The sequence below is a fragment of the Streptomyces sp. NPDC127108 genome (assembly GCF_042677545.1).
Taxonomy (GTDB): Bacteria; Actinomycetota; Actinomycetes; order Streptomycetales; family Streptomycetaceae; genus Streptomyces.
Map to the genome: position 1 here is coordinate 306,670 of NZ_JBHXTE010000002.1, position 25,625 is coordinate 332,294.

Here is a 25,625-nt window from a genome sequence, read left to right on the forward strand (position 1 = left end):
GCCGGGGCTGACGGTGCGGGGACCGCGCGCTGTGCTGGGGCGCTAGGGTCGGCTGGTGCTGGTGCTGGTGCTGGTGCTGGTGCTGGTGCTGGTGCCGATGGCGTTGCCGATGGCGATGCCCCGGTCGACGTGCTGCTCGCGGTCCGCGCAGGCGTGGGCTCCCGTCGTGCGACGGGCAGGGCACGGCGTTGCACGGCCGTCGACGCGGTCGGCGCCTTCGTCAGGGGCCGGGGCCGTGCTGCGGGGGGCGCGGCCAGCGGTACGGGGGACACGCGGACGCCGCGAGCCGGGGCCGGAGTCGGCGAGGAGGCCGGGCCCGTGGCACTCGCCCGCACCACCGGCATCGAGGCGAGCGCAGGAGACGACGACTCGCCCGCAGGAGCCGGAACCGGCAACGCACGGGACGGCCCCGACACGTCCGCCGAGCCGGACACCTCCGAGACGGCCACAGGACCGGCACCAGGTGCGCCACCGGAACCGGCCGCCCCACCGGAACCAGCCGCCCCCGCCGAAGCAGCACGCTGAACCGCCGTCGCCCCGGCCCCGGACGCCGCCGCCCCGGCCACGGAAGCCGCCGCACGCGCGGACGCCACCGCCGAGGCACTCGACGCCGAAGCCCTCGACGCCGAAGCCCTCGACGCCGAAGCCCTCGACGCCGAGGCACTTGACGACACTGACGCCGACCCGACCGAAGCCCCCGACGCCGGACGCCCACCGGACCCGACCTCCCGCGCCCCCGCGCTCCGCACAGCGGGCGCCGTCCCACCCCCGTACGAAACCGCTCCCGTCCCCGGAACCGCCCGCAACGGCACCACCGGCATCCGCCGACCCGTGGCTCCCGCCCCGGACCCGGCCCCCGCACTCCCCAACGGCAGGGATCCCGAAGGCCGTTCAAGCCCCGTCACCGGTCGCGCCGACTCCGTCAGCGCCCCCGAGAAGAGGCCGCCGGAGCCGGAGTCCAGGACCGTCGTGAGGGCCGAGGATCCGGCGAAGGACGGGTTCTGCCACGTCGGCAGCCGCGTGCCGAACGCGGCGTCCGCGACCCCGGCCCGCCCCTCGGGCACAGCGCGCTGGATCGGCGCGAGCCCCGGCCAGGCGGCCACGGGCGGCGGACCGGGCACAGGGGTACCGAACCCGGAACCACCGGACTCGGCGCCACCGGACGCAGCCCCGTCCGAAGCGGCAACAACCCGCCCCTCCCCGCCCGTGTCACCCGCAAGCTGCCCCCGCAGCCGCTTCAAGAACCCCACAGCTCAGCCCTCCGCCCCGGCGCGCGTCACGAAGGACGCGATCTGGTCCGCGTAGCGGCGGCGGTCGTGGTGTTCCAGGTCCAGGATCGCCGCCAGGCTCCAGTGGAAGTGGTAGGCGACGTACGCGATCTCCTCGTGCAGCCGGTCGGTCGCGTACGTCACGATTCCCCCAGGCGGCTCCCGCCGAGTTCCACCTCGAACGGCTCGGAGCAGTGCGGGCACTCCACCGCGGCGCGGGTGTGGCCCTCGGCGTTGATCTGCCGGTAGAAGTCCTGCAGGAAGGCGAGGTCGGAGGCGAACATGGACTCCACGGTCCCGTCGTGCACCATCGGCAGCGTGCCGAGGCGCGTGATGACGCGGCCGAGCAGCACCACCGACAGGTACGCCGGGTTCTCCTGGACCCGCACGTCGCGCAGCGGGACCAGCTCGTCCCGCGCCGTGGACAGGCGCATCACGCCGTCCCGGTGCACGGTGCCCGACTCGTCGACGTAGCCGCGCGGGAGCTGGAAGGGGAACTCGGTGCGCAGCTCACGGGGGTTCGCGTCGAAGGGTGCGGCGGCGGGAGACGGGACGGGGGAATCCGCTCCCGCCGCCGCGGTCTGGGGGGCCTGCGGCGGCGCGGCGGCCGTGCCCGCGCCGGGCGCACCGGCTGCCGTGCGCCGCATTACTCGATGACCAGTTCTTCGAAGACGATGGTCACGGTCTCGGTGAGCGCGGAGGCCTCGCCCGCCTTCAGGGTGCTGGCGTCGACCTTGCTGCACCAGGCGTTGCGCAGGTTGTAGCGCTTCACCGGGTTGTCCTGGAAGTCCATCATGATGATGGAGGCGTTCTTGCGGGCCGTGCTCATCTGGCCGTTGATCGAGTCGTTGATCCAGGTCGTGAACGACGACGACTGGGTCATGCCGCGCACCACCGTGCACTGGCCGTTCTTCTGCACGCCCGGCAGCAGATTCACCTCGGGCTTGCCCTGCGCGGAGTTCTGCTGGTGGACGATGACGTCCTGTTCGAGAGTGAGGCCGCTGACCTCCGCGAGGTACTCGACCATCACACCGTCGATCTGCAGACCGAAGTTGTGTGAGGTGAGGGAGTCACCCTGCATGAGACTCATGTGTTCGCAGTCCTTCTAGGCTTCGGATCTTTGGGGCTTCGGAGCTTCGGAGCTTCGGAGCTTCGGGGCTTCGGGGCTTCTTGGCGATGGGCGCGCTTCTTCACGACGGGCGTACGCGCGAGGGGTCCTGGCCCGGCGGCCTACTCCTCCAACTCCCCGCTCCCGCTGGAGAACTGGGACAACCGGAAGATCACGAACTCCGCGGGCTTGACCGGCGCGATGCCGATCTCGCAGATGACCCGGCCGAGGTCGACCGACTCCGGCGGGTTGGTCTCCTCGTCGCACTTGACGTAGAAGGCCTCCTCGGGCCGCTGGCCGAAGAGCGCGCCGCCGCGCCACTCGTTGACCAGGAACGCCGACACGTTGCGGCGGATGCGGGCCCACAGCGCGTGGTCGTTCGGCTCGAACACCACCCACTGGGTGCCGATCAGGATCGACTCCTCCAGGTAGTTGAAGTAGCGGCGGATGTTCAGATAGCGCCACTCGGGGTCGGAGGAGAGGGTGCGGGCGCCCCAGATGCGGATGCCGCGGCCGGGGAAGGCGCGGATGCAGTTGACGCCGATGGGGTTGAGCAGGTCCTGCTCGCCGCGGGTGATCTGCAGCTCCAGGTCGACGGCGCCGCGCACGACCTCGTTGGCGGGCGCCTTGTGCACACCGCGCTCGGAGTCGTTGCGCGCCCAGATCCCGGCGACGTGGCCGCTCGGCGGGACCATGCGGGCCTGACCCGACGCCGGGTCGAAGGACTTCAGCCAGGGGTAGTACAGGGCGGCGTACTTGGAGTCGTAGCCCGCCGTCTCCTGTCGCCACAACTGGATCTGACGGGCATTCAGGCCGGGCGGCGGGTCGATGACCGCGACCCGGTCGCCCATCAGCTCGCAGTGCGCGATGAGCCCGAGCTGGACGGCCTTGACGGCCTCCAGGTCGATCGTGCCCCGCTGGTAGGCGGCCATGAGGTCGGGCACGGCCACCATGGAGATCTCGTCGACGGCCTCCAGGCCGCCGAAGCCGGTGCGGTCCGAGGAGTCGCCCAGGTACTCGGCAGGACCCGCGTGCCCGGACGCCGCCCGCTCCGTCGGCGCGGGCAGCGGCGCCGCGGGGGCGGGCGGCGCGGCCAGGGCGACGGTCTGGTTCTCCGGACGGGCGAGCTGTGCCGCCGCCGCGGCCTCCGTCACGGTGATGAGCTTGGAGCGCTCCTTGACCTGGGCGACGACGTAGGAGCGGCTGCCCTTCTTGGCGCTCACGTCGAACGACTCGACGGCCTTGTCGCCGTCCTTGACGATCAGCTTGAAGCGGTCGGCTGTGCCCTCGCCCTCGGGGTCGGCGACCTCCACGGACAGCTTCCCGGTGCTGCCCTGCGCGGTGGCGGCCACGGAGAACGTGCCCAGCTGCTTAGCCTCGGCGGCGGGCAGCGCCGCAGGAGCGGCGGCCGTGCCGGTCACCGCCGCCGGTGCCTCGCCGTCCGCGGACGCGCCCTCGGCGGAGCCGCCGATACGGACCACGTACGCGGCGGAACCGCCGTTGTTGAAGAAGCCGTAGACGGAGTGGGCGAGGTAGTAGCCCTCGGTGAAGTCGCCGAAGGACGTGACGTACTGCGTCCAATTCGTCACCAGGGTCGGCTCGTTCAGCGGTCCGGCCGGCGCGAGCCCGACGAAGGCCGCCACGGAGGTGCCCACCCCCTCGATCGGACGTGAACCGCTGGCCACCTCCTCGACGTAGACGCCGGGCGACAGGTAGGACGGCATGCTCTGCTCTCCTCGGGTACGGGACGGGACGCTCCCACCCTCGCGGCCGCCTGCCGCCACTGAAACGTCCCCAGGTGCCGGGACCGGGGCAACGTCCGTGCCCGCAGGGGCAGTTGGCGAATCCGGTCGGCCGGAGGTCCGGACCCGGCGCCCGCAGGCGTGCCCGCGAGGGTGCCCCCGTGGACCTGTGCGGGCCGGGACCGGCCGGTCAAGGGTGGTGGGTCAGCTCTGTCCCGCGCCGAAGGGGAGCGTCGTGCACGCACACGGAACACCGGCCAAGCAGACCGGCGACCAGGCCGAGGCCCACCGCGCGCGCCCGGCCGGGCCGCGGCGCGCGCCCGGTCCCGCCACGTCGGCCGGACGGATCCTGAGCCTCCAGCGCCTCGCGGGCAACGCCGCCGTGTCGCGGGCCGTCGAGGAGGAGCGGCACGCGCACGGCCCCGGCTGCGGCCACGGGCAGACCGAGCCGTCCGGTGAACAGCCGGTCATGCAGCGGCAGGTGGGCCTGGGTGCCGCCATCGCCTCGCCCGGGGCCCCGCTGGAGCCGCGCATCCGGGAGCGGGCCGAGCAGGCGTACGGCATGAACTTCGGTGACGTACGCAAGCACGACGGCCCCGAAGCGCAGCAGTCCGCCCGGGAGTTCGGCGCCCTCGCCTACACCGTGGGACCGCACATCATCGCCGCCGAGCCGAACCTGCCCGACGACGTGATGTTCCACGAGCTGGGGCACCGCTTCCAGAACGCGATGGGGCCCGTCGCGGGCACCGACGACGGCACCGGCGTCAAGGTCTCCAGCCCCGGCGACCCCTTCGAGCTCCAGGCCGCCTCGAACGGCAAGAAGGTCGCCCGGGGCGAGACGCCCGACCTGACGCTGCCCGGCCGTCCGGCACCGGCCGGGCACGACACGGACGACGAGGGCTGACGTGGCGCCGGCCACGAGGCCGGCGCCACGCCGCCGGTCGCGGCCGGTCAGAAGCCGCCCATCTGGACGTCCTCGTCAGCAGTCGTCTGGAACCGGACCATCCTGCCGCCGACGCGGATGTAGTGGTGGCCGGTGTCGTCCTCGATGTAGATCGCCTGCCCGAGCGTGTCGAGATGCAGGGTGAAACCCGGGACTTCGGGCGCCTGCGGCGCGTATCCCGCACCGGCCGCGCTGCTCTCGCCGCCGTAGCCCGCTTGTGACGAGGAGCCCGGGGCGTAGTAGTCGGCCTGCGACGAGGAGCCCGCCTGGTAGTGGTCCGTCTGCGCGGGGGAAGGCGCGGCGTACTGGTCCGCCTGGGGCGAGGAGGCCGCGGCGGAGTCCCCCTCGAGCTCCGCGAGCCGGTCGAGGCCCTTGCGCCTGATGGCCTTCCGCAGATTGTCCCCGTTCGAGCCCGTGTGCAGGTACGCGGACATCTCCGGGACGCTGTAGTGGCCGTCGCGGCGGAGCCGGGCGAGTGTGGCGAGGAGGTCGAGGGGGGCCTTGATGGGGTTCAGGTCGCTGCCGGACCTGCCCGCGTGGAGCCTCTCCCAATCGGCGCACCAGTCGTAGCCGGACAGGCCGCGGATGGTCGCCTTGATGGTGTCCTTGGCCGCCCGGTCGAGAGGTATCCCCTTGGGGAACTGCTTGTCCACCGCGCCCTTCTTCCTGCTCTTCGGGGCATCGGACTTCGGGGCCTTGTTGGACCGCTGGGGCATGTGTGTCTTGTGGCCCTTTTCCTCGTACTCGGTGAGATAGAGGCCGAGTTTGCCCTCGGACAGGTCGATGGCCTTCCCGAGGTGCTTGAGGGTCATCATGGCGGTCGTGCGGTAGCGGGACATCAGCTCGATCGCCTGCCGGCGGTCCTCGTTGGTGGCGTGAACGCCGTTCCGGCCGTTCCAGAGCACGTACAGCTGTTGTGCCTGCGCCTCGGTGAGCTCGTCGGTCCTGCGGCGCGGGGCCGTGTGCGTCGCCTTGCCCTTGCCGATGCCCGCGGGCGCGGTCTCCTCCGACCAGGTCTTCTCCAGCGGCCGGGAGACACGGGTGTACGTGTTGGCCTCGTCGAACTCGGCGTCGCTCGCGGACGGTGTCACGTCCGCGTGCCGGGACGCGAGACGCCCGGGAACCCTCAGCGAGGGGCCGCCGTTGCGGTGCACGGCCTGCGCCGGGGCCGCCTCGTGCGCCATGGCGGGGGTGCTCGTGATGTCGTTGTGCACCATCTGCCTGATGTACTTCAGGTAGTCGTCGTCCATGATGTGCTTGAGATGGTCGCTCACGGAGCCCACGGCACCCTGGAAGTAGTGCCCGTAGTTCTCGTCGAAGCGGAGATTGCCGAAACCCATCTCGTTCCGGTAGTACATCAACGCCGCGGCGCAGCCCATGCAGGGGCGGTACTTTCCCATGATGGCGAGGGGCCTCGTGACCGCCTGCCCCGGACTGATGCCGGCGCGGCTCAGGGCGAGGAGCAGTTTCTGCTCCGCGTGCAGCGACTCCTCCTGGGTCGGCTGCCCGATGTACTTGCCCTGCTTCTTCGCCCTGGGGTCCAGTGCCGCGAACCGGAGCAGGAACACGCGGCCCGAGTACTTGGGGCTCGTGATGTAGGAGTTGAGCTTCTTGTCCTCGATGTCCACGACCGTGACCGGGGCGTTCAGCTGCGCGCGCAGTGTCAGGGCAGTGGCGTCCTCGCCCCGGCCCTGCTCGCCCGCGCCGCGCTGTCCGCTGACGATCGCGGCGTTCTTGCGCCGGTAGCTCGCGAGCTTCCGCTGCAGGTTCGCCGCCTCGTGGGGGTGCATGCCCCGTCGGTGCCCGCTGTCGCTCTGCTGGAACGCCAACAGCTCCTGCAGTGTGGGCTCTTTTCCGTACACCTGCCGGCCCTGGCTCACGAGGGTGTCGACCGACGAGTTGAAGTTCGAGGCGAAGAGCAGCCGGTCGTTGATCAGCATGCCCTGGACCTCGCGGTTGTTGGCGTCCTCCGCGTCGCGGTCCGGATCCTCCTGCTTGGCCCGCTCCTGGGCGCCCTTCATGCTGTCGAACAGCAGGGCACTGGTCTCGTGCAGGGTCTCCTCGGCCTCCTCGCCGTCCTTGAAGCGCGGAAACCGCATCCAGAACTCTTCGTGCGCCCGGCCCTGCCGCCGCGCGCCGTAGTTCACCAGCGGCGGCCCGTCCACCTCGGTCTTGATGTCCTTCAAGACGGCCTTGTCGTCCCGCCGGGAAGCCCCCTTCCGCGAGCGCTTCCCCGACCCGCTGCCCTCACCCGCACGCTGCACGGAAAGGACCCGGCTCACGGCCCCGTTGCCCGCCGCGTCGGCCATGGCGCGCACACCGGCGGGCGTCATCCCCTCGGCGGTGCGCGGCAGGGGAGAGGGGGAGCGGGCCGCCGACCGGTGGCGGGGCTCGTCGCGTCCCTCCCGTCGCTCGTGACCGCGGTGGTCGGTCTGCCGCTGCCGCATGAGCGCCTCCAACGTCGGCGGGGGTCGCCGTCCAACGTCGGCGAGAGTCGCCGTCATGGTGCCGTGGCCGCCGCGCGCGGCACAGGGCCGCGGGGGTGGCCACGAGGGCACACCCGGCTGCCCCGGGGGCGCCCCGCCCGGCGCTGCCCGACCTGCCGCAGCCGCCGCCCGTCGGGGCAACCGGGTCTGCCCGGCGGCCTCCTGACACGACCGGCGTCCGCTCCTAGCGTCGTGGGCGTGAGCCTTTGGACCTCCCTGGAACCAGCGTCCGCGACCGTCGACCCCGGCAGCAGCACCACGGTGCGGCTGCGGGTGCGCAACACCGGTGACATCGTCGACGAGTACCACTTCGAACCGGTCGGCGCCCTCGCGCCCTGGACCACGGTGGAGCCACGGTCGCTGCGCCTCTACCCGGGGACGACCGGCACGGTGGAGCTCACGTTCGCACCGCCGCGCACCCCGGACGCGACCGCCGGACCGAACCCGTACGCGGTGCGGATCTCCCCGACGGAACACCCGGACGCGGTCACCGTCCCCGAAGGCAACCTCACCATCACGCCCTTCACCGAGGTACGCGCCGAACTGGTGCCGCCCACCGTGAAGGGCCGGTTCCGGGGGCGGCCCCGCTTCGCCGTGGACAACCTCGGCAACACCAAGGTCACCGCCTCGCTCAGCGGCAGCGACACCGGCGACAAGCTGTCGTACGACCTGCAGCCGGGCAACGTCCAGATCGAGCCCGGCCGGGCCGCGTTCGTGAAGGCGACGCTGCGGCCCAAGCAGATCATCTGGTTCGGCTCCAAGCAGGAACAGCCGTACGCGCTGACCGTGCGGCGCTCCGGGACCGAGCCGATGGAGGTCGACGGCACCTATGTGCAGCGCGGGTTCCTGCCGGGCTGGCTCGCCACCACGCTCGGACTGCTCCTCGCGCTGTCCATCGCGTTCCTGATGATCTGGCTGACGTACAAGCCGCAGGTGAGGAGCGCGGCCCTGGAGAAGCCCGAGAAGGCGGGCGCCATCGCCAAGCCGAGCCCGTCCGCCCCGATCAAGAGCGCGCCCCCGAAGCCCGAGGACAAGCCGGACGAGGAGCCCGAGAAGTCCGGCGGGGGCGACGAGGAGGAGAAGGGCGGTGGAGGCGGCGGGGGCGGAGGCGGCGGGGGCGACGAGCCCGAGAAGGACAAGAAGCCGCGCAAGGTGTCCGCGGCCACCGCCGTGCGCAAGCTCGCCGAGCGTGAGGAGGGCCGGCACATCTGCTACCGCGTCTACGTCGCGGACGGCGGCTGGCAGAAGCCCGAGTGCGACGGCGCCGAGGCGGGCTCGGTGGGCCAGGGCAAGGCCGTCAAGGCCCTCAACGTCGCGGTCTCAAGCACCAACGGCGTCACCGGAGCCAGCGCCTTTGTCGTCGACGGCTGGCGGGAGGGCGACGAGTGGGAGACAGCGGACGACGAGACGAACCTGTACCTCGGCAGCACCGACGGGGACGTCAACCCGATGCAGGGATACACCATGCAGGTCTTCGACGGCTCGGTGTGCCACGACGCGTACGTGAAGGACAAGCAGTGGATGGGGCAGTCCTGCACCGAACCCGGGAAGTGGACGTACGGCGGCAGCCCCATGGAACTGAACCTCCAGCTGGAGGCGGTCCGCTTCACCGTCTGACGGGTCCGGAGGCCGTCCGCTTCACCGTGTGACGGGTCCGGAGGCGGTCCGCTTCAGCGTGTGACGCGTGGGGGCGTGACACGAGGCGAGGGGCCGGTGACCTGGTCAAAGGCCACCGGCCCCGCGCCGTTGTGCGCCCCCTCACCAGTTCGCCTCACCCGGCACGAGCCGCCCCGCCTTGCGGTACTCGCGGCGCGCGCCCTCCAGCAGATCGCCCGCGCCCACCGGCTCGTCCCGGCCCGCCGCGAGGTAGGCGGCCGTGACCACGGCGCCGCGGATCGCGCCGCCGGACAGCTCGAAGTCCCGGGCGAGCGGCCCGGTGTCGAGGCCGTCCACGCGCGGCACGTGCGCGAGACCGTGCCGCCACAGCGCGAGCCGCTGCTCGGCGTCCGGGAAGGGGAAGTCGACCACCAGGTCGAGGCGGCGGGTGAACGCGTCGTCGATGTTGGCCCGCAGGTTGGTGGTGAGCAGTGCGATGCCGTCGAAGGACTCCAGGCGCTGCAGCAGGTAGGCGCTCTCCAGGTTGGCGTACCGGTCGTGGGAGTCCTTGACCTCGGAGCGCTTGCCGAAGACGGCGTCGGCCTCGTCGAAGAGCAGCACCGCGTCCGTGCGGTCGGCCTCCGTGAAGATCCGTTCGAGGTTCTTCTCGGTCTCGCCGACGTACTTGTCCACGACCGACGACAGCTGCACCACATACAGGTCGACGCCCAGATCGGCGGCGATCACCTCGGCGGACAGCGTCTTGCCGGTCCCGGACTCGCCCGCGAACAGGCCGAGGACACCGCGCCCGCGGCCGCCGCCCGCGCTGAGCCGCCAGTCGCCGAGGACCCGGTCACGGTGGCGGGCGCGCAGCGCGAGTTCGTGCAGCTGGGCGAGCGGCCCGGCGGGCAGCACCAAGTCGTCCCAGCCCACGTCGGGTTCGATGCGCCGGGCGTGCTGTTCCAGCCCCGAGGCCGACTGCCGACGGGCGGCGAGCCGGACGTGGGCGGCGCTCAGCGGCGTCCCGTCGAAGGCGGCGAGCGCCGCGGCGGCGCGGGCGGCCCGCCCCACGCGGTCACCGCCGAGGTGGTACGGGGCGACGGTCCCGGCCAGGTCGAAGGCGTCGGCGCCGGGGCCGAGCGCGGTGCGCCAGACGGTCGTACCGCCCGTGGGGAGCCGGGGTGCCTGCAGCACCAGCGGGTCGTGCGCGGACCACTGCGGGTCGTACGGGCGGGGGTCGGCGAGCAGCACGGTCACGTCGGTGGCCGCGGTCAACTCCTCGACCATCGGGCCCGGTCGGTCGGGCAGGCCGCACACCACGACCGCCCGGCCGCTGAGGCGCGCCTCGCGCAGGAGCTCCGGGACGTGGTCCGCGGCGCCGGAGTAGCGCAGCGCGTCGACGCCCGCCGTGCGCAGGGCGGACGCGAAGGTCGCCAGGGCGTCGCCCTCGCGGTGCTCCCGCAGGTAGACGGCGAGCGGGCCTTCGCCGAGCCGGGCGGCGAGCCGCTTGGCGAACGCCTCGTCGTGCCCGGCGGCGGGCGGCGGTTCCGGCATCGGGGCGAGACCACCGAGGAGCGCGGCGTCCGGGGTGTCGTCGCCCAGCAGGTGGGCGGTCAGACGGTCGGGCACGCGCAACGCCCGGGACAGCAGCGGCCGTTCGGTGTCCTCGACGGTCAGCAGGCCGTGGGCGCGCAGCGGCGCCGAGGGGTGGAAGCGGGCGCGGGCCTCCGCCAGGTGCGCGGGCACCCCGCACAGGTCGAGTACGAGGCCCACGGTGGCGCGGCGGCGGCTCACGTCGTCGTTGAGGTAGCCGTAGAGCGGCTCGAAGGTGCGGTCGAGGTCGGGGGCGAGGGCGATGAGCACGACGGCCGTGTCCAGCTCGGTCAGCCGCGTCCGGGCGGCCGTCCGGGCCAGCCGGTCGTCGATGCCGTGCGGCCACCCATCCAGGGCGCCCGGCGGGACGTCGGCGCCCTCCGCGCCCTCTGTGTCTTGCGCGCCACCCGGCCAGGTGCTCAGGAGATGGTTCACGGCGTCCTCGGGCACGTAGAGGCCGCGCAGGGGGTCGTTCGCGGTGGGGTCGTCCGCGGAGCGGTGCTCGACCAGGGCGGTCACCGTGCGCCGCAGGTCGGCGAGGCGGGCGAGGAGGGGGTGGGCCGGGTCCTCGTGGGTGCCGGGGGCGTGGGACCGGGCGGTGGTGCGGGAGGGGGCCTCCAGGGACGAGGGGTCCTCCAGGAACGAGGGGTCCTCCAGGAACGACGCGCTCATGCCCCCTCCGTACGTCGCGCGGCCGCCCGCTCGCGCTCGGCCGCCTGCTGCTGCGCGGCACGGGCTGCCGCCACCTGATGGGGCCGGTGGGCGCGCTCCGTCGACCGGGGCGGGCCGCCGTCCACACCGCGGATCCGGATCGCCGCGCCCTCGGTGACCGGGGGCCCGGCGTCGTAGTCGGGGACCGCGGGGAAGGGCGCCGTCACCACGACGTCCAGGGAGGGCTTCAGCTCGCCGCCGAGCGCGGACCAGATGTCGGCGAGGGAGCGGGACTCCGACTGGGTGCCGCCGACCGTCACCGGCACGGTCAGGCCGAGGCGGCCGAGCGCGTCCGGGAGTTCCCGGGGGGACAGCAACTCGTGGGGCAGCAGCGTCGCAAGGGCGGCGGACAGCAGCCTGTGCTCGTCCTGTGGGGTCTTCGTCCAGGCCGTCACCAGGTACGAGAGCCGGAACCAGCGCGGCGGCCGACGGCGCCGCACCACGACGTCCCGCTCGTCGCGCACGGGGGAGCGGCCGCGCTGCCGTCGCGAGGAGTCCTCCCGGATGTCGTACAAGTAGGCGTTGATCACAGGGGCGTTGCGCCGGGCGGCCCAGTCACGGGTGGGGACGTCGAAGGACACGTCGATGCCGGAACCGGCCAGCGCCCCGCCGCGCAGCAGGCCCTTGAGGACCTCGTCCACCTCATGAATCACGCTTGCGCTCCCGCCTGCCGCCCGCCGGGACCGGCCCCGCGCCGCCCCGCGACCGATCGTGCTCCCCGCCCGCCCCGGGCCGCACGCACGCCGGGGACGACGACGGGGCAGAGTTCCGTGCCTCAAAGTCCCGCCCCCGCCGCCCGGTCGGCCGGCGCCTCACCCGTACTGGACGAGCAGGGGCCGTTCGGTGATCCGCTCGCTGTCCTGGCCGTCGACCTCGCGGACCCGCCCGTCCAGGTACCGGACGGCCTTCGCCCCGCCGCCCACCGGGACGTCCGCCGTGCCGGTCAGCGTCCAGCGGACGCGGGCCCGTCGCGCCGTGCCGTGCTCGTCGGGGATCAGGAACTCGCACTGCCACACGTTCTCGGGCAGGTCGATCTGCACACCGTGCCCGCAGGAGCGCACCCGGGCGTGGGCCAGCCACTGCTGGAGGCGGCCGACGTAGAGCCCGGCCTTCGCGGGCGGCTGCCCCTCGGCCTGGAGGACGACGGGGATCTTGCTGTTGCCCCAGGCGTAGAAGTACATGCGCCGCACCTGGCGCGCGTACAGGCCCGTCAGATAGAAGCGGACGGCGTGGTCGGCCGCCCGGTCCTCCGGCAGCGGGTCGTTCAGGGGCAGGGTCTGCGTGGTGCCCGTGTTCCACAACGGCAGGTGGTAGCCCGCCCGTTGGAAGGTCCGCTCGACGCTCCGGACCGCCTCCAGCATGGTCTCCGGCGGATCCGTGACCCGGTGCTGATAGAGCTTGATGCCGGCCGCGTCGCAGTGCTGATAGCCGCCGAGCTCGGCGAACCGCAGCAGGAACCGGTGCGCCGAGGCCGTCCACAGCTCGGTGACGGAGGGGCAGACGACGGTCGCGTCCCTGTCGTGCTCCCGGATGATGCGGCTCGCGCGGCGCGTCATGTCGACGAGCGTCCGGACGCTGCCGTTGTAGTGGTGCTCGTGGTTGCCCATGACCCACAGTTCGTACGCGTCGATGCGGCCGCCCGCGTGCCGGACCAGCGCCCGTACGAAGGCGTCCCAGTCGTCGAGGTCGTCGGGCGGTGCCGCGCGGGAACCGTCTCCGTACGCGGCCTTGCGGGCTTTCGGGGCGGCCCAGGTCGGGGTGGCTCCGAAGACGAACAGGGTCGGCAGCCCCGCCCGTTCGGCGCCGCCGAGCAGCCGGTCGAGCGTGGACCAGTCGAACTCCCCGCGCCGGGGCTGGAGTTGGGCCCAGCGCGTCTCGCTGTCCCACAGTCGCACCGCACCCACCCGGAACGCGGGCATGGCCCCGCTGAAGCTGTTCATGGTCACACCGAACAGCGCCGGATCGACGGGGAGCGGCGCCTGGGACCAGCTCGTCGCCCCGGCGGGCACCGGTACGTCCGGGGGCGCGCTCGTGTCCGGCGTGCTGGCGACGGCCGTGCCCAGGACGACGATCGCCATGAGGAGGGCGAGGACGAGGTGCCGGTCGGGTGGGCGGCGGCGCGGGGGGTGGTCGGGGCGGGGAGGCGGTCTTGTGCCGGGAGCTGGAGCTGGAGCCGGAGTTGGAGCCGTGGTCGTGGCCGCAGTTGGACCGGGCTCGGTCTCTCGCGCCCCGCCCGTCGCCGATCTCCAGTACCGCAGCAGTTCGTTCAACTCGTCGGGACAGGCCCCGCATTCGGTGGCTATGCGGACGAGGAGTCCGTAGTCGCGCGGCACCGCCTTCCCGCTGCAGTACCGGTGCAGGGCGGAGCTGCTGGTGAAGACGCGCCGCCCCAACTCCTGGTAGCTCAGCCCGCTGCGCTGTTTCAGTCCCGTCAGCGCACCGGCCAGTTCCCGGCATTCCCGTGCCTGTGCCAAGTCCCCCACCCCCGTGACGGCCTTTCAGCTCGCGCCCAGCATCCCACGCCTGTCCCAACCCGAGGGAGACATGGCAGGTCAACGGCGTGGCGGGCGTCCCCGGGCGAGCGGGGACGCGGCTGCGCTGGCCGGGTGGCGGCGGGCGGCGGCACAGTCGGTCCCGTCGTCGCCGGGAAGGCCGGTGGCGGTCGCGGACGGATTCGGGGGAAGAGCTGTGCCTTCAAGGACTTCGAGCGCTTCAAGCACGTCGCGTACTCAAGGGACTTCGCGTACTCCACGGAACTCGCGCACTCCACGGGCTCCACGGGCAAAGGGCCGAGCGGCCACGAAGTTCGTGCTGCCGGTGCTGATCGCGACGAGCGCGGCGGTACTCACGCCGGGCAGCGCGGCGTCGGCGACAGGCGGCGACGCGTCGGCGGCCAGGTACGGCGAGGTCGTGAACCGCACCAACAAGGAGATGGAGTTCGCGTCGTTCAGCGGCAACGGTCGCGTGCATCGGTGCGATGTCTGGAACAACACGGTCGACGCGCGCCGTGCGAACTTCGAGAACCTCAAGTGCAGGCAGCAGCGCCTGGACCCCGGTCAGGACGCCGGTGGTCCGAACGACGGCGGGGACGTCGACGGCTTCACCTTCGAGCGGAACGCGTACTCCCTCCACATGATGCTTCCGCTGCCCACGGTGCCGCCGGTGATCGTGTCCAAGGGGACGAAGAAGAAGGGCGTCTGGACCAAGATCACGGACTTCGACGACGCCTCCTGCTCGGGAACCGGGAGCAAGCCGGCGTGTCTCGTCACGATCGGCTGACGGCGAGGTCCCCGGCGCCGAGGGGTCGCCGGGGGCCCTCGTCCCGTCCCGCACGCGCACGTGTCCCGCTGGGCCTCGCCGCCGCCGTACTCCTCGTCGTACCGCTTGCCGCATGCGGCCCCGGGGCCGACGCGCCCGCCACGACGGCAGGCCACGACGCGGCGCCGCGCCGCCTGAGCGACACCGAGCGGTACCGCCTGGCCCACGCGGAGCAGGCCCTCATCGCGGCCTGCATGACCGGGCGCGGCCAGGACTACCGGGTGTGGCTGCCCCTGTCGGTGGCGGAGAGCCGTCCCGTCGGGCCGGTACTGGACGATCCGCGCTGGGCCCGCGAGCACGGCTACGGCAGCAGGATCGAGGCGAAGGCCGCCAAGGCCAAGCGCGAGAACCCCAACCTGGTCCACCTCAAGTCCCTGACGGGCGCGCGCCGCACCGCCTACCTCGACGCCCTGACCGGCGGGCCCGACGCGCCCGAGATGAAGGTGACCCTGCCGACCGGCGCCACGATCAGCAAGAAGCTGGGCGGCTGCACGGCGTACGCCGAGAAGCGTCTCTACGGCGACCACCGGACGTGGTTCACGGCCGAGAAGACCACCACCAACCTGACGCCCCTGTACGCCTCGAAGCTCACGCGCGCCCCCGCCTACCGGGCCGCGGTCGCCTCCTGGTCGCGCTGCGTGCGCACCCACGGCTACACCCTCGCCTCCCCGGCGGCGGCCCGCGATCGGCTGCGCACGCGGATCCCGAAGCTGCCCGCCGACGCCCGCTTCGCCGCCGAGGTCCGGCTCGCGGTGACGGAGGCCCGCTGCGCCCGCGAGACCCGACTGCGCCAGATCGCCCAACGGACCGAGGACACCCTGCGCGCCGCGCTCCCGACGAGGATCCAGCGCGAGATCCGCACTCACAGCCGCCTGCAACGAGCGGCCCTGGACCGCGCCCGGGACATCGTCGGCACGTCGTGACCGCCCCCCCCGGACGCCACCCGCACACCACAAGAAACCCACACCCCAGAACCCGCACCACAAGAAGCCCACACCACAAGAAGCCCACACCACAAAGGAGCAGAACCGCCATGCGCCGAACAGGAACCCGAACAGCCGCCGTCACACTGGGAATAGCGGCCCTCGCCGTCATGGTCCCGACGACCACCGCCCACGCGGGACCCAACTGCAACGGCATCTACCTGGACAACCCGACGGACGGCAACGTCCGCGCCTTCGACGCCAAGGACTGCTACGGCGGCATGATCGCGGAAGACACCGACAACGACGTGAACTGGGACAAGAGCGGTGACGTCTACAACGCCAACGACCGCGCCGGTTCCGTCATGAACAACGGCTTCCCCGACACCTACGACATCGTCGCCTTCTACGAGCACTCCGACTACAAGGGCGGCTACGCCTGCCTCACCCGCGGCGAGAAGTACGCCGACGACCTGGACCAGCCCTCGGACGTCTACACCAACGGCGTGCGCATCAACAACACCATCAGCTCCCACCGGTGGGTGTTCGACTGCCACTGGATGGTGAGCTGACACCCGCACCAGCCGCCGCGTGAAGCGCCGTCCACCTCCCCGAACGGTCTTTGCCGTTCGCCGAGTTGGGCGGCGACGCGACGTCGTGTGCTCCCGTGCGCTCCCCGGTCGGTCTTGATCGCCTCCGTGACTCAGGGTGAAGTGGCACCAGATCTGAGCCGAGCGCCGAGAGGAACGGGACGGGTCCATGGCCACGAACAAGCGCAGCCCCCAGTCCGCCCCCCGCTGGGAGCGGGCCGTCGTCGTCGGTGGGGGGTACGCCGGTCTTGTCACCGCGCGGGTTCTCGCCGATCACTTCGGCGAAGTGGTGGTCCTGGAGCGTGACCCGGTGCGGCCGGACACGGGGGTGCACCCGCACATTCCGCAGGGGTATCACGCGCACGCGCTGCTCGCGAAGGGCGGTGAGGCGCTGGAGGGGCTGTTCCCCGGGCTGCGGGCAGAGTTGGCGGACATCGGGGCGCCCGTCTTCGACTACGGCGAGCGGATCAGCTTCCTGTTGCCGACCGGTTTCGCGCCGCGTGAGCCGGTCGGTGTGTCCATCCAGACGTTCACGCGCGACGAGCTCGAACGGCGGTTGCGGCAGCGGGTGTCGGCGCTCGGGCCGGTGCGTCTGCTCGCGGCCACCCACTGCGAGACGGTGACGGGGAGCGCACCCGGCCGCCTGGACCGGGTGCGCTACCGCACGGCGGGTTCCGGCGAGTCCGTCGAGGTCACCGCCGACCTGGTCGTGGACGCGTCGGGCCGCGCCACGTCCATCGACCGCTGGCTCACCGACGCGCACCTGCCGGTGTCCGGCAAGACCGTCATCAAGGCGAAGATCACCTATACGTCCGCGTGCTACCAACGCCCGCCGCGGGACCGCGAGGACGGCCCGGACTTCGACGTCGCGTACCAGATGGCCTTCGCGCCCGGCGTCCCGCGCGGCGGGGTGGTCCTCGCCGTGGAGCACCACCGCTGGATGTGCTCGCTGTTCGGCTTCGACCAGCACGTGCCGCCCACCGACGACGAGGGCTACCTGGACTTCGCCCAGACCCTCGACAACCCGCGCCTCGCCGAACAGATCAAGCGCGGCACCCGGCAGGGCGAGATCCACCGCTACACCAACCCCGGCAACGAGTGGCGGCTGCACCACAAGAACCCCCGCTGGCCCGAGCGCCTGATCGCGGTCGGCGACGCGGTCTGCGTGTTCAACCCCGTGTACGGACAGGGTCTCACCGTCGGCGCGCTCGAAGCGGACCTGCTCGGCCGCCTGCTGGCCCGCCGCCGGGGCGGCGCGTCCGGCCTCGACGGCCTCAGCCGCGCCTACCAGCGCGGCGCGGCCCGCCTGATCAAGGTCCCGTGGACCATGGCCACCAGCTCCGACCTGATGTGGGCCCCCGGCGACCAGCCACTTCCCGCCCGTTTCGCCCACTGGTACAACGAGCACGTCTTCGCGCTCGCCGTGGGCGACCCGGATGTCTGGGCCCGGTTCGTCCGCGTACTGAACATGTCGGCCCCGCCCACGCTGCTGTTCCACCCGGCCGTGCTCGCCAAGGTGGTACGCCGCGCGCTCACCCGCCGCACGCGCTGAACCACGCCGAACCAGGCAGTCGGCCCTGGCGAGAAATCGATCATGAAATGATCATCGACGGCTCGTCAGATGTATACCTTTGCCGTGACTTTCCGTAATTTCCTCCCCCTGACCTGCGCCGCGACCGCCCTGGCCGCGGCGCTCTGCGCCTCCCCGGCCGTCGCCGCGGAGCCGTCGGCGCCCCGTGCGTCCGAGCCCCGCACGGCCGCCGCCGCGCCCGCCGAGAACACACTGTGCGTCTACAGCACCGAGATCACCGACAAGACCACCGGCGGCTACGTCTGGGACGTCGGCACCCGCGCCCACGCGCTCTGGAAGTCCGAGGACTTCCAGACCAAGTACGGCCGCCTCTCCTACGGCGAGCAGACGAACAAGCTCCTGTACGAACTCAACGTGAGCCAGCACGTCTTCGGCCACAGCTGGCTGGTCCACTTCAATTCCGGCGGCGCCTTCCAGCGGCAGCTCGCCGGGGGCGGCACGGCCCGCTACGACACGTACTCCTTCCAGCCCGAGGACCCCGACGGCCGCAACGGCGACGGCAGCCCGGTGGACGGCATGTCCGTGAACTACACCGGCTACGACATCAACGCGCCCGGCAAGCCCCTGGTCGAGTGGGACCGGCCGAGCCGCAAGCAGGACCGCGACGGCGCGTACGCGCCCCGGGCGGCCCGCTGCAAGACGCTCAGCGCCACCCAGCAGGCCGCGTTCGACCGGGAGATCGCGCGGCGTGAGCAGGCCGACGAGAAGTACACGCTCCTGCCGAGCTGGAAGTACCTGCTGACCGGCGGCTGGGCGGGCACACCCGCCCGTAACTGCACGACCTTCGCCCTGCAGGTCTGGGACGCCGCGATGGTGGGCTCCCCGTCCGAGCGCATCGACCCGACGCTCCCCCTGCCCGCCGCCGACCTCAACCGGCGCGGCGCGGAGATAGCCGCCGACCTCACCCAGAGCGAGTACTCGGCGTGGATCCCGGCCCTCGCAGGCAAGTGGATCCACGAGAAGAACGGCAACCGGGACGAGAACGACGAGGTGCCGCGCTTCGCGGACGACCACCTCGCACCGGCGGCCGCCCCCGCCGGGGTCGGCGGCTAGGCCGGGGCCGACGGCGCGACCCGCGATCGGCGCCGAGCCGTGACTTGTCGATTATCGATATGGCCCGCTACGGTGGCCATATCGAAAATCGATAGGGAGGAATGCGGTGAACACGCGACTCACGAGGACCCTGGCCTCGGTGACCCTGCTGCTCGCGGTGCTCAGTGGGCTCGGCTTCATCGGCATGGCGATCACGCACCTGGCCGACGACGGCGCGGTCTGCGTGGAGACGGGCTTCTGGCGCAACACCGAGGTGGCGCCGGGCTCCATTTCGGTCGAGAAGGGTGTGGAGGCGACCGGCAGCGGCACCCGCCTCTGCCAGGACAGTCCCTCCGTGGGGCAGCGCGCCGCCGACCTCGGGGGCCAGTTGCCCTGGCTGCTCTTCGGCGCCGTCGCGCTGCTGCTCTTCTCCCGGCTCCTCGATGCCGTCGTGGAGAAGGGGCCGTTCACCGATACGGTGGCCCGGCGGCTCTCCACGCTCGGCTGGGTCGTCGCCGCGGGCGCCCCCGTCGCGAGTCTCGTCGTCGGCTGGTCGCACTCCTGGCTCGTCGGGAGCATGGCGCCGATCGTGGGTTCCGGGCCCGAGATGTCCGGGTCCCTCGGACTCGTCCTCGCCGGCCTCGCCGCACTCGTGATGGGCAAGATCATGCGGGAGGGCGTACGGATGCGAGAGGACCTCGAAGGGACCATCTGATGGCCGAGGAGGAACTCCACGCGATCCGCATCCACCTGGACCGGATCCTCGCCGAGCGCGGCATGACCCTGACCGAGCTGTCCGCGCAGGTCGGCATCACCGTCGTCAATCTGTCGGTGCTCAAGAACGGCCGGGCCAAGGCCATCCGCTTCTCGACCCTGTCGCGGATCTGCGAGGTCCTGCGGTGCCAGCCGGGGGACCTGATCACCCACGACCCGGACGAGCCGCTGCCCTGAGTCGGCTCGTCCGGGCGGGGGCCCCGTACCGCAGTGGTGTGTGGGAAGCCCTGGCGCGGGCTCAGGATGCGACGCGTTCCCCGGACGGCTCGGCGACCACGATCTGGATGTGGCTCGGGGCGTACTTGCGGGACTTGGCGACCATCTTGGCCAGGTCGAGCTTCTGCCGCTGGACGGCCACGTACATCGGCGCCGGAACGGCCGGGTGGGCCGGGGGGACCTCCGCCCCGGCGGGCAGCCGCGCGCCGTCCCGCAGCCGTACGCCGATCAGCGCTTCCTCGCTGTTCGGGGGCGTGGCCACGACGAACTGGGTGACGTCGTTCCAGGGCAGCAGCACATTGCCGACCCGCACTCCGGCGGCGTCGAACTGGAACAGGATCCGCTTGGAGTCGAACCAGGACGAGATGAACGGGATCGCGGCGACGATCACCACACCGCCCTTCATGTCGAGCGCCCAGCCGAGAAGCACGGCGAGGAGCACGACCCCCGCGATGGCGCCCCACAGACCGGCCAGGTCCTGGGGCGAGAACGGGCGCGTGACCTTGTAGCGCTCCCACCGCCCGCGGCGTGCCGGCTGATTCGGATTCGACATCGGGGTCCCCCTGAAGTGATGGTGCCGTGCGTCGACGTACTGGACCCCGGGCCGGTGGCCCGAAGATCACAGTCGGGGACCTTAGTGACGTACGGGCGGGCTGGCTTGGACAAATATGACCTGCGCGGCACGGGCCCTGAAGGAGACGGCCGCAAGCCCTAGAGCGGGACGGCGCCCTCCGCCGGGCGGGCGGCGGCCATCTCGCCGGGGGTGATGTCGGCGAGGGCGCGGAACTCACGGTTCAGATGGGCCTGGTCGTAGAAACCGCAGGTGGCGGCCACGTCGTTGAGGTCGCCTTCCGTGCTGGCTAGCAACCCCATGGCCCGGTGGAAGCGGAGCACGCGGGCGGCCGTCTTCGGTGTCAGACCGATCTGCTGGGTGAAGCGGCGGACCAAGTAGCTGTGGCTCCAGCCCACTTCGGCGGTGATACGGGCGATCGGCACGGCCCCGCCCGAACGGGAGAGCAGCCGCCAGGCGTGGCCCACCTCGGGCGCGGGTTCAGGGCCGCGCCCGAGGCGGGCCAGTAACGCGGCGTCGAGCAGGTCGAACCGGGCTCCCCAGCCGCTGGTGGCCGCGAGCCGCTCCACGAGCTCTCCGGCGCGGGGGCCGAGGACGTGCGGGAGCTCGACCACCTGGTTGGTCAACTCCCGCATCGGCATGGCGAAAAGCCGGTAGGCCCCGAGCGGCGTCAGTTCGAGCCGGATCGCCTCCTGGCCGCCGGGGTGGTCAAGGACCCGGGGCCCGTCTTCCAGTCCCGCGACCAGCGACCCCACCACGTGCTCGGCGGGGCCCGTGGGCCGCAGCCGCCGGACCTGGGCGAACGGCGCCCCCAGGCTGATCACCACGGCGGCGCGGCCCGTGGGGACGAGCCGGACCCGGAAGGGCGAGACCGTCGCCTCCCAGTACCCGGCGTAGCTGTGCAGATAGGGGCGCAGACCGGGCGGCCAGGGCCGGGTCACGCGCCACCGGCCGCCGCCCACGGGCGTCATCTCGACGCCCCGGCCGACAGCACTCCCGATCCCGCGCCCTGGCATGCCCGTTCCCTCCCCGCGCGTCAGCGGACCGCGAGGACGCGGAACTCGTGCCCCTCCGGGTCGGCCAGGCACCGCCACGGGACATAGCCCCGGCCGAGGTCGATGTCGCGGGCGCCGAGGGCGTGCAGCCGGGCGACCTCCGCGTCCTGGTCATCCCCGGAGTACGGCAGCAGGTCGAGGCGGAGGCGGTCCGGCACGGTGTGCCCGTCGGTCGAGCGGAGGAACTCCAGATACGGGCCGACCCCCTCGGCGGAGCGCAGCGACGCGTGCTCGTCGGTCACCTCGTGCACGGTCCAGTCGATCGCCTCGCCCCAGAACCGGTCCATGGCCCGCGGGTCCGCGCAGTCGACGACCACGGCGGCGATCGGTCCCGTGTCCCGGTAGATCTCCCGGGGTTCGAGGACGCAGAACTCATTGCCCTCCGGGTCGGCGAGGACCGTCCACGGCACATCGCCCTGACCCACGTCGACGGGCGTCGCACCGAGCGCCTTCAGGTGCGCGACCAGTTCCTCCTGATGGGTCGCGGAGGTGCTGGCGAGGTCGATGTGGAGGCGGTTCTTCGTCGCCGTCCTGGGCTCCGGTACGGCCACGACGTCGATGCGGACGGCGGTCGCGTCCGGCCACACGAAGTCCCCGCCGGGCGCGACGCCGGTCACCCCGGGAGCCTCGCTGGAGACGCCCCAGCCGAGCGCCTCCGCCCAGAACCGTCCGACCGCCGAGTCGTCGAGGGCCTTGAAGTTCACCTGCACGGGTCGCAGTGCCATGAACACGACTCTATGCCGTCCCGGCCCGCGCCCACCGGGTGGTCCGGTCGGCGAAGGCGCGGGGTCCACGAGCAGTTCGGCGACGGCATCATCTCCGCGATCAACTTCAAGCTGGACGTGCGGAAGGTCGCCGACCCCAGCCCTGCGCCACGATCGTCGATCACACCAATCCGCCGTGCCGTCGGTGACGAATCACTGGTGCGAAGCACTAGTGCCGGAGGTTCACCGCGTGAAGGAAGTCGTGCACATCGGAGCCCGGGTGACACCGGGCCCCGACCTCCAAGAGCTGGTCGCCCGGGTCGCCCGTGGCGAGCAGGAGGCGTTCGCCGGTGTCTACGACGTCGCGGCGGGCCCCGTCCTCGGCGTCGTACGCGGCGTCCTGCGTGATCACGCCCAGTCCGAGGAGGTCACCCAGGAAGTCCTGGTGGAGGTCTGGCGCACCGCGCCCCGCTACAGACCCGACCGGGGCACGGCCATGAACTGGATCCTCACCCTCGCCCACCGTCGCGCGGTGGACCGCGTCCGCTCCGTGGAAGCCTCGTCCGCCCGTGAACACAAGGCCGCCCTCTTGGCACACACCCCGGAGTTCGACGAGGTCACCGAGCAGGTCGAGGCCCGCCTGGAACGCGAACAGGTGCGCAGATGTCTGCGCACCCTGACCGAACTGCAGCGCCAGTCCGTCACCCTCGCCTACTACCGCGGCTTGACCTACCGGCAGGTGGCCGAACTCCTCGCCCTGCCCCTGGGCACCGTCAAGACCCGGCTGCGCGACGGCCTCATCCGGTTGCGCGACTGCCTGGGAGTGAGCGCATGACCATCGCCGACGACCCGCACACGCTGACCGGCGCCTACGCCACAGACGCGCTGGACGACGACGAACGCGCGCAGGCCGAGGAGCACTTCGCGCACTGCGACGCGTGTGCCCAGGAGGTGCGCGAGCTGTCCGAGGCCGCCACGCGCCTGGGACTCGCGGTCGCCGCGATGCCCCGCCGGGGGATGAGGGACGAGGTGCTCCGTCGTATCGCCACCGTCCGGCAGGACGTTCCGCGCGCCGAACCGGACGCCGGTCCCGACCGGACACCGCACCGGACCCGATGGGCACCTCGATGGGCGCTCGCCGCCTGTGTCGCCGCGGCCGCTGCCCTCGGCGGCGTCGCCCTCTGGCAGCATCAGCAGGCCCAGGACGCCCGCGAAGAAGCCCGGCAGGCCCAGGAGCAGGCCCAGGAACGGTCGCAGGAGCTCGCGGCGGTGCTCGCCGCCCCGGATGCCAAGTCCCGCACCAGCAGGTTCGCCGACGGAGCCAGCGGCGCCGTCGTGGTGTCGGCCAGTCGCAACCGGGCCGCCTTCATCGCGGCCGGTCTGCCCGAGCCTCCGCGGGGCAAGGTCTACCAACTGTGGTTCAGCGACAACGGGTCCATGCGCCCGGCCGGTCTCATGGACCCCGGCCAGGACGACGCGGCGATGCTGATGGACGGGCCGGTCGACCGGGCCACCGGCATGGGGATCACGCTGGAGCCCGCCGGAGGGTCGGCGCGGCCCACCACCGAGCCGGTGGCGCTCATGAGCCTTCCCACCTGAGCGGACGGCCTTCCCGTTCTCCCGCCGCCTCCCTCTGCCGACGGCCTTCCCGTTCTCCCCCTTTCGAGTGGCGGACCAATCCGTGAGCCCACCGGCACCGGATTCCCCACGTGAGATCAGAGCGAAGGGTGTTGCGGCGACCAGTGGACTGGTGGCGGGCGCCGGCGGGTGCCGCGAGCGGACTGCTGGCCGGCTTCGCCGCTCTCGCCGTCGCCGAGCTGGTGTCCGCCACGGTACGGCCGGAGGCGGGCCCTGTGGTGGCGGTCGGCGGGGCGGCGATCGACCGCACGCCCGCGTCGGTCAAGGACTGGGCGATCAAGGAGTTCGGCACCAACGACAAACTCGTCCTGCAGTTGGGCATCCTCGCGGTGCTCGCCCTGCTGGCCATGGCGCTGGGGTTGGTCGCCCTGCGACGACGCCTCGTCGGGGCGGCGGGGGTGCTGGTCTTCGGGCTGATCGGCGCGCTGGCCGCGACCGGTCGGCCCGACTCGACCGGGTTCCGCGACGCCTTCCCGTCGTTGGCGGGGGCGGTCGCCGGGGCGGGTCTGCTGTACGGGCTCAGCGGCCGCCTGGCCACCGCCTCCGCCCCCGGCGGCGACCGGGCCGAGGCCCCGTCGGAGTCCGGGGACGCGCCGAGCGCGGAGCGGCCCGCGACCGGCGAGTGGGACCGGCGTGGATTCGTCATCGCGGCCACGGTCGCCGCGGCCGCTTCGGCGGGGGTCGGGGCACTCGGCAGGTCGTTCAACGCCTCTCGCGGCAAGGCGGCCATCGCCTCCCGCGCAGCCGTCGAGCTGCCCTCCCCGGCCTCGCCCGCCCGCGCCGTGCCCAGGGGCGCTCAGGTGCGCGTGCCGGGAGTCAGCTCCTTCACCACGTCCAACAAGGACTTCTACCGAGTGGACACCGCACTGGTGGTGCCCAAGGTGAACGCCGACACCTGGCGTCTGAGCATCCACGGCAAGGGCGTCACGCGCGAGACGACCGTGTCCTTCGCGGACCTGCTGGGGCGTGAGCTGATCGAACGGGACATCACGCTGACCTGCGTGTCGAACGAGGTCGGCGGCCCTTACGTGGGCAACGCCCGCTGGATCGGGGTCCGGCTGGCGGACCTGCTCACCGAGTGCGGCGTCGTGCCCCCGTCCCGGGGCGGCCCCGCGGACCAGTTGGTGGCCCGGTCCGTGGACGGCATGACCATCGGCAGCCCCGTGGACGACGTGATGGACGGGCGCGACGCGATGCTCGCGCTCGGCATGAACGGCCGGCCGCTGCCGTTCGCGCACGGCTTCCCCGTCCGCATGCTCGTGCCGGGCCTGTACGGCTACGTGTCCGCCTGCAAATGGATCGAGGACATCGAGCTGACCACGTTCGACGACTACGACCCGTACTGGGTCAAGCGCGACTGGGCCCGCAAGGCACCCATCAAGACCCAGTCCCGGATCGACACCCCCCGACCGTTCGCCAGGCCCAAGGCGGGCACGGTGATGGTCGCCGGGGTGGCCTGGGCGCAGCACCGTGGCATCGACAAGGTCGAGGTGCGCGTCGACGACGGCCCCTGGCGGCCGGCCGACCTGGCCGCGGAGGACACCAGGGACACCTGGCGCCAGTGGTCCTTCCCCTGGGCCGCCACCCCCGGCGGCCACACCCTCACCGTGCGGGCGACCGACCGTGCGGGCGCGATCCAGACCGCTCGGCGGACCCGCACGATCCCCGACGGGGCGAGCGGTCGGCACTCGGTGGTGGTCACCGTCGACTGAACCGGACTCTCTGCCCGAACACTTCCTGCCCCCCACGCGCAGCCCAACTGCTGC

The 25,625-nt window shown here is 72.4% G+C and carries 24 protein-coding genes and 1 pseudogene; 14 read left to right on the forward strand and 11 right to left on the reverse strand.

Annotated elements, in window-relative coordinates; translation table 11 throughout:
* The first annotated feature begins 318 nt into the window (after nt 1-318).
* Nucleotides 319-525 (forward strand): hypothetical protein, encoded by a 207-nt coding sequence (locus tag ACFVHO_RS02765; RefSeq protein WP_385709202.1) that lies wholly within the window; start codon nt 319-321, stop codon nt 523-525.
* Between the two features lie 728 nt (nt 526-1,253).
* Here ACFVHO_RS02765 and ACFVHO_RS02770 read toward each other — a convergent pair.
* The 4 genes from ACFVHO_RS02770 to ACFVHO_RS02785 all read right to left on the reverse strand — a co-directional run bounded on the left by ACFVHO_RS02770 (nt 1,254) and on the right by ACFVHO_RS02785 (nt 4,100).
* On the reverse strand, nt 1,254-1,412 hold the full coding sequence (locus ACFVHO_RS02770; protein ID WP_087886307.1) for a DUF6760 family protein: 159 nt from the start codon (nt 1,410-1,412) through the stop codon (nt 1,254-1,256).
* Nucleotides 1,409-1,915, reverse strand: a complete 507-nt coding sequence (locus ACFVHO_RS02775) for a hypothetical protein (RefSeq protein WP_385709205.1) — start codon at nt 1,913-1,915, stop codon at nt 1,409-1,411. The genes ACFVHO_RS02770 and ACFVHO_RS02775 overlap by 4 nt, the downstream gene beginning before the upstream one ends.
* On the reverse strand, nt 1,915-2,358 hold the full coding sequence (locus tag ACFVHO_RS02780; protein WP_385709208.1) for a phage tail protein: 444 nt from the start codon (nt 2,356-2,358) through the stop codon (nt 1,915-1,917). The genes ACFVHO_RS02775 and ACFVHO_RS02780 overlap by 1 nt, the downstream gene beginning before the upstream one ends.
* Before the next feature lie 140 nt (nt 2,359-2,498).
* Entirely contained in the window at nt 2,499-4,100 is a 1,602-nt protein-coding gene (locus ACFVHO_RS02785; RefSeq protein ID WP_385709211.1) for a phage tail sheath family protein, read from the reverse strand.
* Nucleotides 4,101-4,353: 253 nt separating this feature from the next.
* Here ACFVHO_RS02785 and ACFVHO_RS02790 point away from each other — a divergent pair, with 253 nt between their 5' ends.
* A complete protein-coding gene (locus tag ACFVHO_RS02790) occupies nt 4,354-5,022 on the forward strand; it encodes a DUF4157 domain-containing protein (protein ID WP_385709213.1) in 669 nt (222 codons plus the stop codon).
* Nucleotides 5,023-5,069: 47 nt separating this feature from the next.
* Here ACFVHO_RS02790 and ACFVHO_RS02795 read toward each other — a convergent pair whose 3' ends face one another.
* On the reverse strand, nt 5,070-7,508 hold the full coding sequence (locus ACFVHO_RS02795) for a hypothetical protein (RefSeq protein ID WP_385709216.1): 2,439 nt from the start codon (nt 7,506-7,508) through the stop codon (nt 5,070-5,072).
* Between the two features lie 237 nt (nt 7,509-7,745).
* Here ACFVHO_RS02795 and ACFVHO_RS02800 point away from each other — a divergent pair, with 237 nt between their 5' ends.
* Entirely contained in the window at nt 7,746-9,164 is a 1,419-nt protein-coding gene (locus ACFVHO_RS02800; protein ID WP_385709218.1) for a hydrolase, read from the forward strand.
* A gap of 141 nt (nt 9,165-9,305) precedes the next feature.
* Here ACFVHO_RS02800 and ACFVHO_RS02805 read toward each other — a convergent pair whose 3' ends face one another.
* The 3 genes from ACFVHO_RS02805 to ACFVHO_RS02815 all read right to left on the reverse strand — a co-directional run bounded on the left by ACFVHO_RS02805 (nt 9,306) and on the right by ACFVHO_RS02815 (nt 13,921).
* Nucleotides 9,306-11,408, reverse strand: a complete 2,103-nt coding sequence (locus ACFVHO_RS02805; RefSeq protein WP_385709220.1) for an ATP-binding protein — start codon at nt 11,406-11,408, stop codon at nt 9,306-9,308.
* Nucleotides 11,405-12,100: a DUF4255 domain-containing protein gene (locus tag ACFVHO_RS02810; RefSeq protein ID WP_385709223.1), complete on the reverse strand. Its 696-nt coding sequence runs from the start codon at nt 12,098-12,100 to the stop codon at nt 11,405-11,407. Before ACFVHO_RS02810 ends, ACFVHO_RS02805 begins: the two co-directional genes overlap by 4 nt.
* Nucleotides 12,101-12,259: 159 nt before the next feature.
* A complete protein-coding gene (locus ACFVHO_RS02815) occupies nt 12,260-13,921 on the reverse strand; it encodes a helix-turn-helix domain-containing protein (RefSeq protein ID WP_385709225.1) in 1,662 nt (553 codons plus the stop codon).
* 343 nt (nt 13,922-14,264) lie between these two features.
* Between ACFVHO_RS02815 and ACFVHO_RS02820 the strand changes: the two genes are divergently transcribed.
* The 7 genes from ACFVHO_RS02820 (at nt 14,265) to ACFVHO_RS02850 (ending at nt 19,852) form a co-directional block, all read left to right on the forward strand.
* The gene (locus ACFVHO_RS02820) at nt 14,265-14,726 is read left to right on the forward strand and encodes a hypothetical protein (RefSeq protein WP_385709228.1); all 462 of its coding nucleotides are present in this window, start codon (nt 14,265-14,267) and stop codon (nt 14,724-14,726) included.
* Entirely contained in the window at nt 14,705-15,688 is a 984-nt protein-coding gene (locus ACFVHO_RS02825; protein WP_385709230.1) for a hypothetical protein, read from the forward strand. The genes ACFVHO_RS02820 and ACFVHO_RS02825 overlap by 22 nt, the downstream gene beginning before the upstream one ends.
* 110 nt (nt 15,689-15,798) lie before the next feature.
* Nucleotides 15,799-16,260 (forward strand): hypothetical protein, encoded by a 462-nt coding sequence (locus ACFVHO_RS02830; protein ID WP_385709233.1) that lies wholly within the window; start codon nt 15,799-15,801, stop codon nt 16,258-16,260.
* Between the two features lie 187 nt (nt 16,261-16,447).
* Entirely contained in the window at nt 16,448-17,830 is a 1,383-nt protein-coding gene (locus ACFVHO_RS02835) for an FAD-dependent oxidoreductase (RefSeq protein ID WP_385709235.1), read from the forward strand.
* 84 nt (nt 17,831-17,914) lie between these two features.
* Complete coding sequence (locus tag ACFVHO_RS02840) at nt 17,915-18,922, forward strand: hypothetical protein (RefSeq protein ID WP_385709238.1); 1,008 nt, start codon at nt 17,915-17,917, stop codon at nt 18,920-18,922.
* A 106-nt stretch (nt 18,923-19,028) separates the two neighbouring features.
* Nucleotides 19,029-19,616, forward strand: a complete 588-nt coding sequence (locus tag ACFVHO_RS02845) for a DUF2975 domain-containing protein (RefSeq protein WP_385709241.1) — start codon at nt 19,029-19,031, stop codon at nt 19,614-19,616.
* Entirely contained in the window at nt 19,616-19,852 is a 237-nt protein-coding gene (locus ACFVHO_RS02850; RefSeq protein ID WP_385709244.1) for a helix-turn-helix domain-containing protein, read from the forward strand. The genes ACFVHO_RS02845 and ACFVHO_RS02850 overlap by 1 nt, the downstream gene beginning before the upstream one ends.
* A gap of 61 nt (nt 19,853-19,913) precedes the next feature.
* Here the strand turns inward: ACFVHO_RS02850 and ACFVHO_RS02855 are convergent, their stop codons facing one another.
* From ACFVHO_RS02855 to ACFVHO_RS02865, 3 genes are all read right to left on the reverse strand, one after another.
* Nucleotides 19,914-20,444, reverse strand: a complete 531-nt coding sequence (locus ACFVHO_RS02855; protein ID WP_385709247.1) for a hypothetical protein — start codon at nt 20,442-20,444, stop codon at nt 19,914-19,916.
* 158 nt (nt 20,445-20,602) lie between these two features.
* Nucleotides 20,603-21,478, reverse strand: coding sequence for a helix-turn-helix domain-containing protein (locus ACFVHO_RS02860; RefSeq protein ID WP_385709250.1), 876 nt, complete (start codon nt 21,476-21,478; stop codon nt 20,603-20,605).
* A gap of 20 nt (nt 21,479-21,498) precedes the next feature.
* Nucleotides 21,499-22,242 (reverse strand): VOC family protein, encoded by a 744-nt coding sequence (locus ACFVHO_RS02865; protein ID WP_385709253.1) that lies wholly within the window; start codon nt 22,240-22,242, stop codon nt 21,499-21,501.
* Between the two features lie 63 nt (nt 22,243-22,305).
* Here ACFVHO_RS02865 and ACFVHO_RS02870 point away from each other — a divergent pair.
* From ACFVHO_RS02870 to ACFVHO_RS02885, 4 genes and pseudogenes are all read left to right on the forward strand, one after another.
* A pseudogene (locus ACFVHO_RS02870) lies at nt 22,306-22,407 on the forward strand (cyanate hydratase); the annotation flags it as partial.
* Nucleotides 22,408-22,471: 64 nt separating this feature from the next.
* A complete protein-coding gene (locus tag ACFVHO_RS02875) occupies nt 22,472-23,056 on the forward strand; it encodes a sigma-70 family RNA polymerase sigma factor (RefSeq protein WP_385709256.1) in 585 nt (194 codons plus the stop codon).
* Nucleotides 23,053-23,820, forward strand: a complete 768-nt coding sequence (locus tag ACFVHO_RS02880) for an anti-sigma factor domain-containing protein (protein ID WP_385709258.1) — start codon at nt 23,053-23,055, stop codon at nt 23,818-23,820. Before ACFVHO_RS02875 ends, ACFVHO_RS02880 begins: the two co-directional genes overlap by 4 nt.
* 143 nt (nt 23,821-23,963) lie before the next feature.
* Complete coding sequence (locus tag ACFVHO_RS02885; protein WP_385709261.1) at nt 23,964-25,571, forward strand: molybdopterin-dependent oxidoreductase; 1,608 nt, start codon at nt 23,964-23,966, stop codon at nt 25,569-25,571.
* Nucleotides 25,572-25,625: the final 54 nt, after the last annotated feature.

Coding starts and splice junctions, on each gene's coding strand:
- ACFVHO_RS02775 (WP_385709205.1), bottom strand. CDS start 1,915: ATGCGGCGCACGGCAGCCGGTGCGCCCGGCGCGGGCACGGCCGCCGCG.
- ACFVHO_RS02780 (WP_385709208.1), bottom strand. CDS start 2,358: ATGAGTCTCATGCAGGGTGACTCCCTCACCTCACACAACTTCGGTCTG.
- ACFVHO_RS02785 (WP_385709211.1), bottom strand. CDS start 4,100: ATGCCGTCCTACCTGTCGCCCGGCGTCTACGTCGAGGAGGTGGCCAGC.
- ACFVHO_RS02795 (WP_385709216.1), bottom strand. CDS start 7,508: ATGCGGCAGCGGCAGACCGACCACCGCGGTCACGAGCGACGGGAGGGA.
- ACFVHO_RS02805 (WP_385709220.1), bottom strand. CDS start 11,408: ATGAGCGCGTCGTTCCTGGAGGACCCCTCGTTCCTGGAGGACCCCTCG.
- ACFVHO_RS02830 (WP_385709233.1), top strand. CDS start 15,799: ATGCGCCGAACAGGAACCCGAACAGCCGCCGTCACACTGGGAATAGCG.
- ACFVHO_RS02835 (WP_385709235.1), top strand. CDS start 16,448: ATGGCCACGAACAAGCGCAGCCCCCAGTCCGCCCCCCGCTGGGAGCGG.
- ACFVHO_RS02850 (WP_385709244.1), top strand. CDS start 19,616: ATGGCCGAGGAGGAACTCCACGCGATCCGCATCCACCTGGACCGGATC.
- ACFVHO_RS02855 (WP_385709247.1), bottom strand. CDS start 20,444: ATGTCGAATCCGAATCAGCCGGCACGCCGCGGGCGGTGGGAGCGCTAC.
- ACFVHO_RS02860 (WP_385709250.1), bottom strand. CDS start 21,478: ATGCCAGGGCGCGGGATCGGGAGTGCTGTCGGCCGGGGCGTCGAGATG.
- ACFVHO_RS02865 (WP_385709253.1), bottom strand. CDS start 22,242: ATGGCACTGCGACCCGTGCAGGTGAACTTCAAGGCCCTCGACGACTCG.
- ACFVHO_RS02880 (WP_385709258.1), top strand. CDS start 23,053: ATGACCATCGCCGACGACCCGCACACGCTGACCGGCGCCTACGCCACA.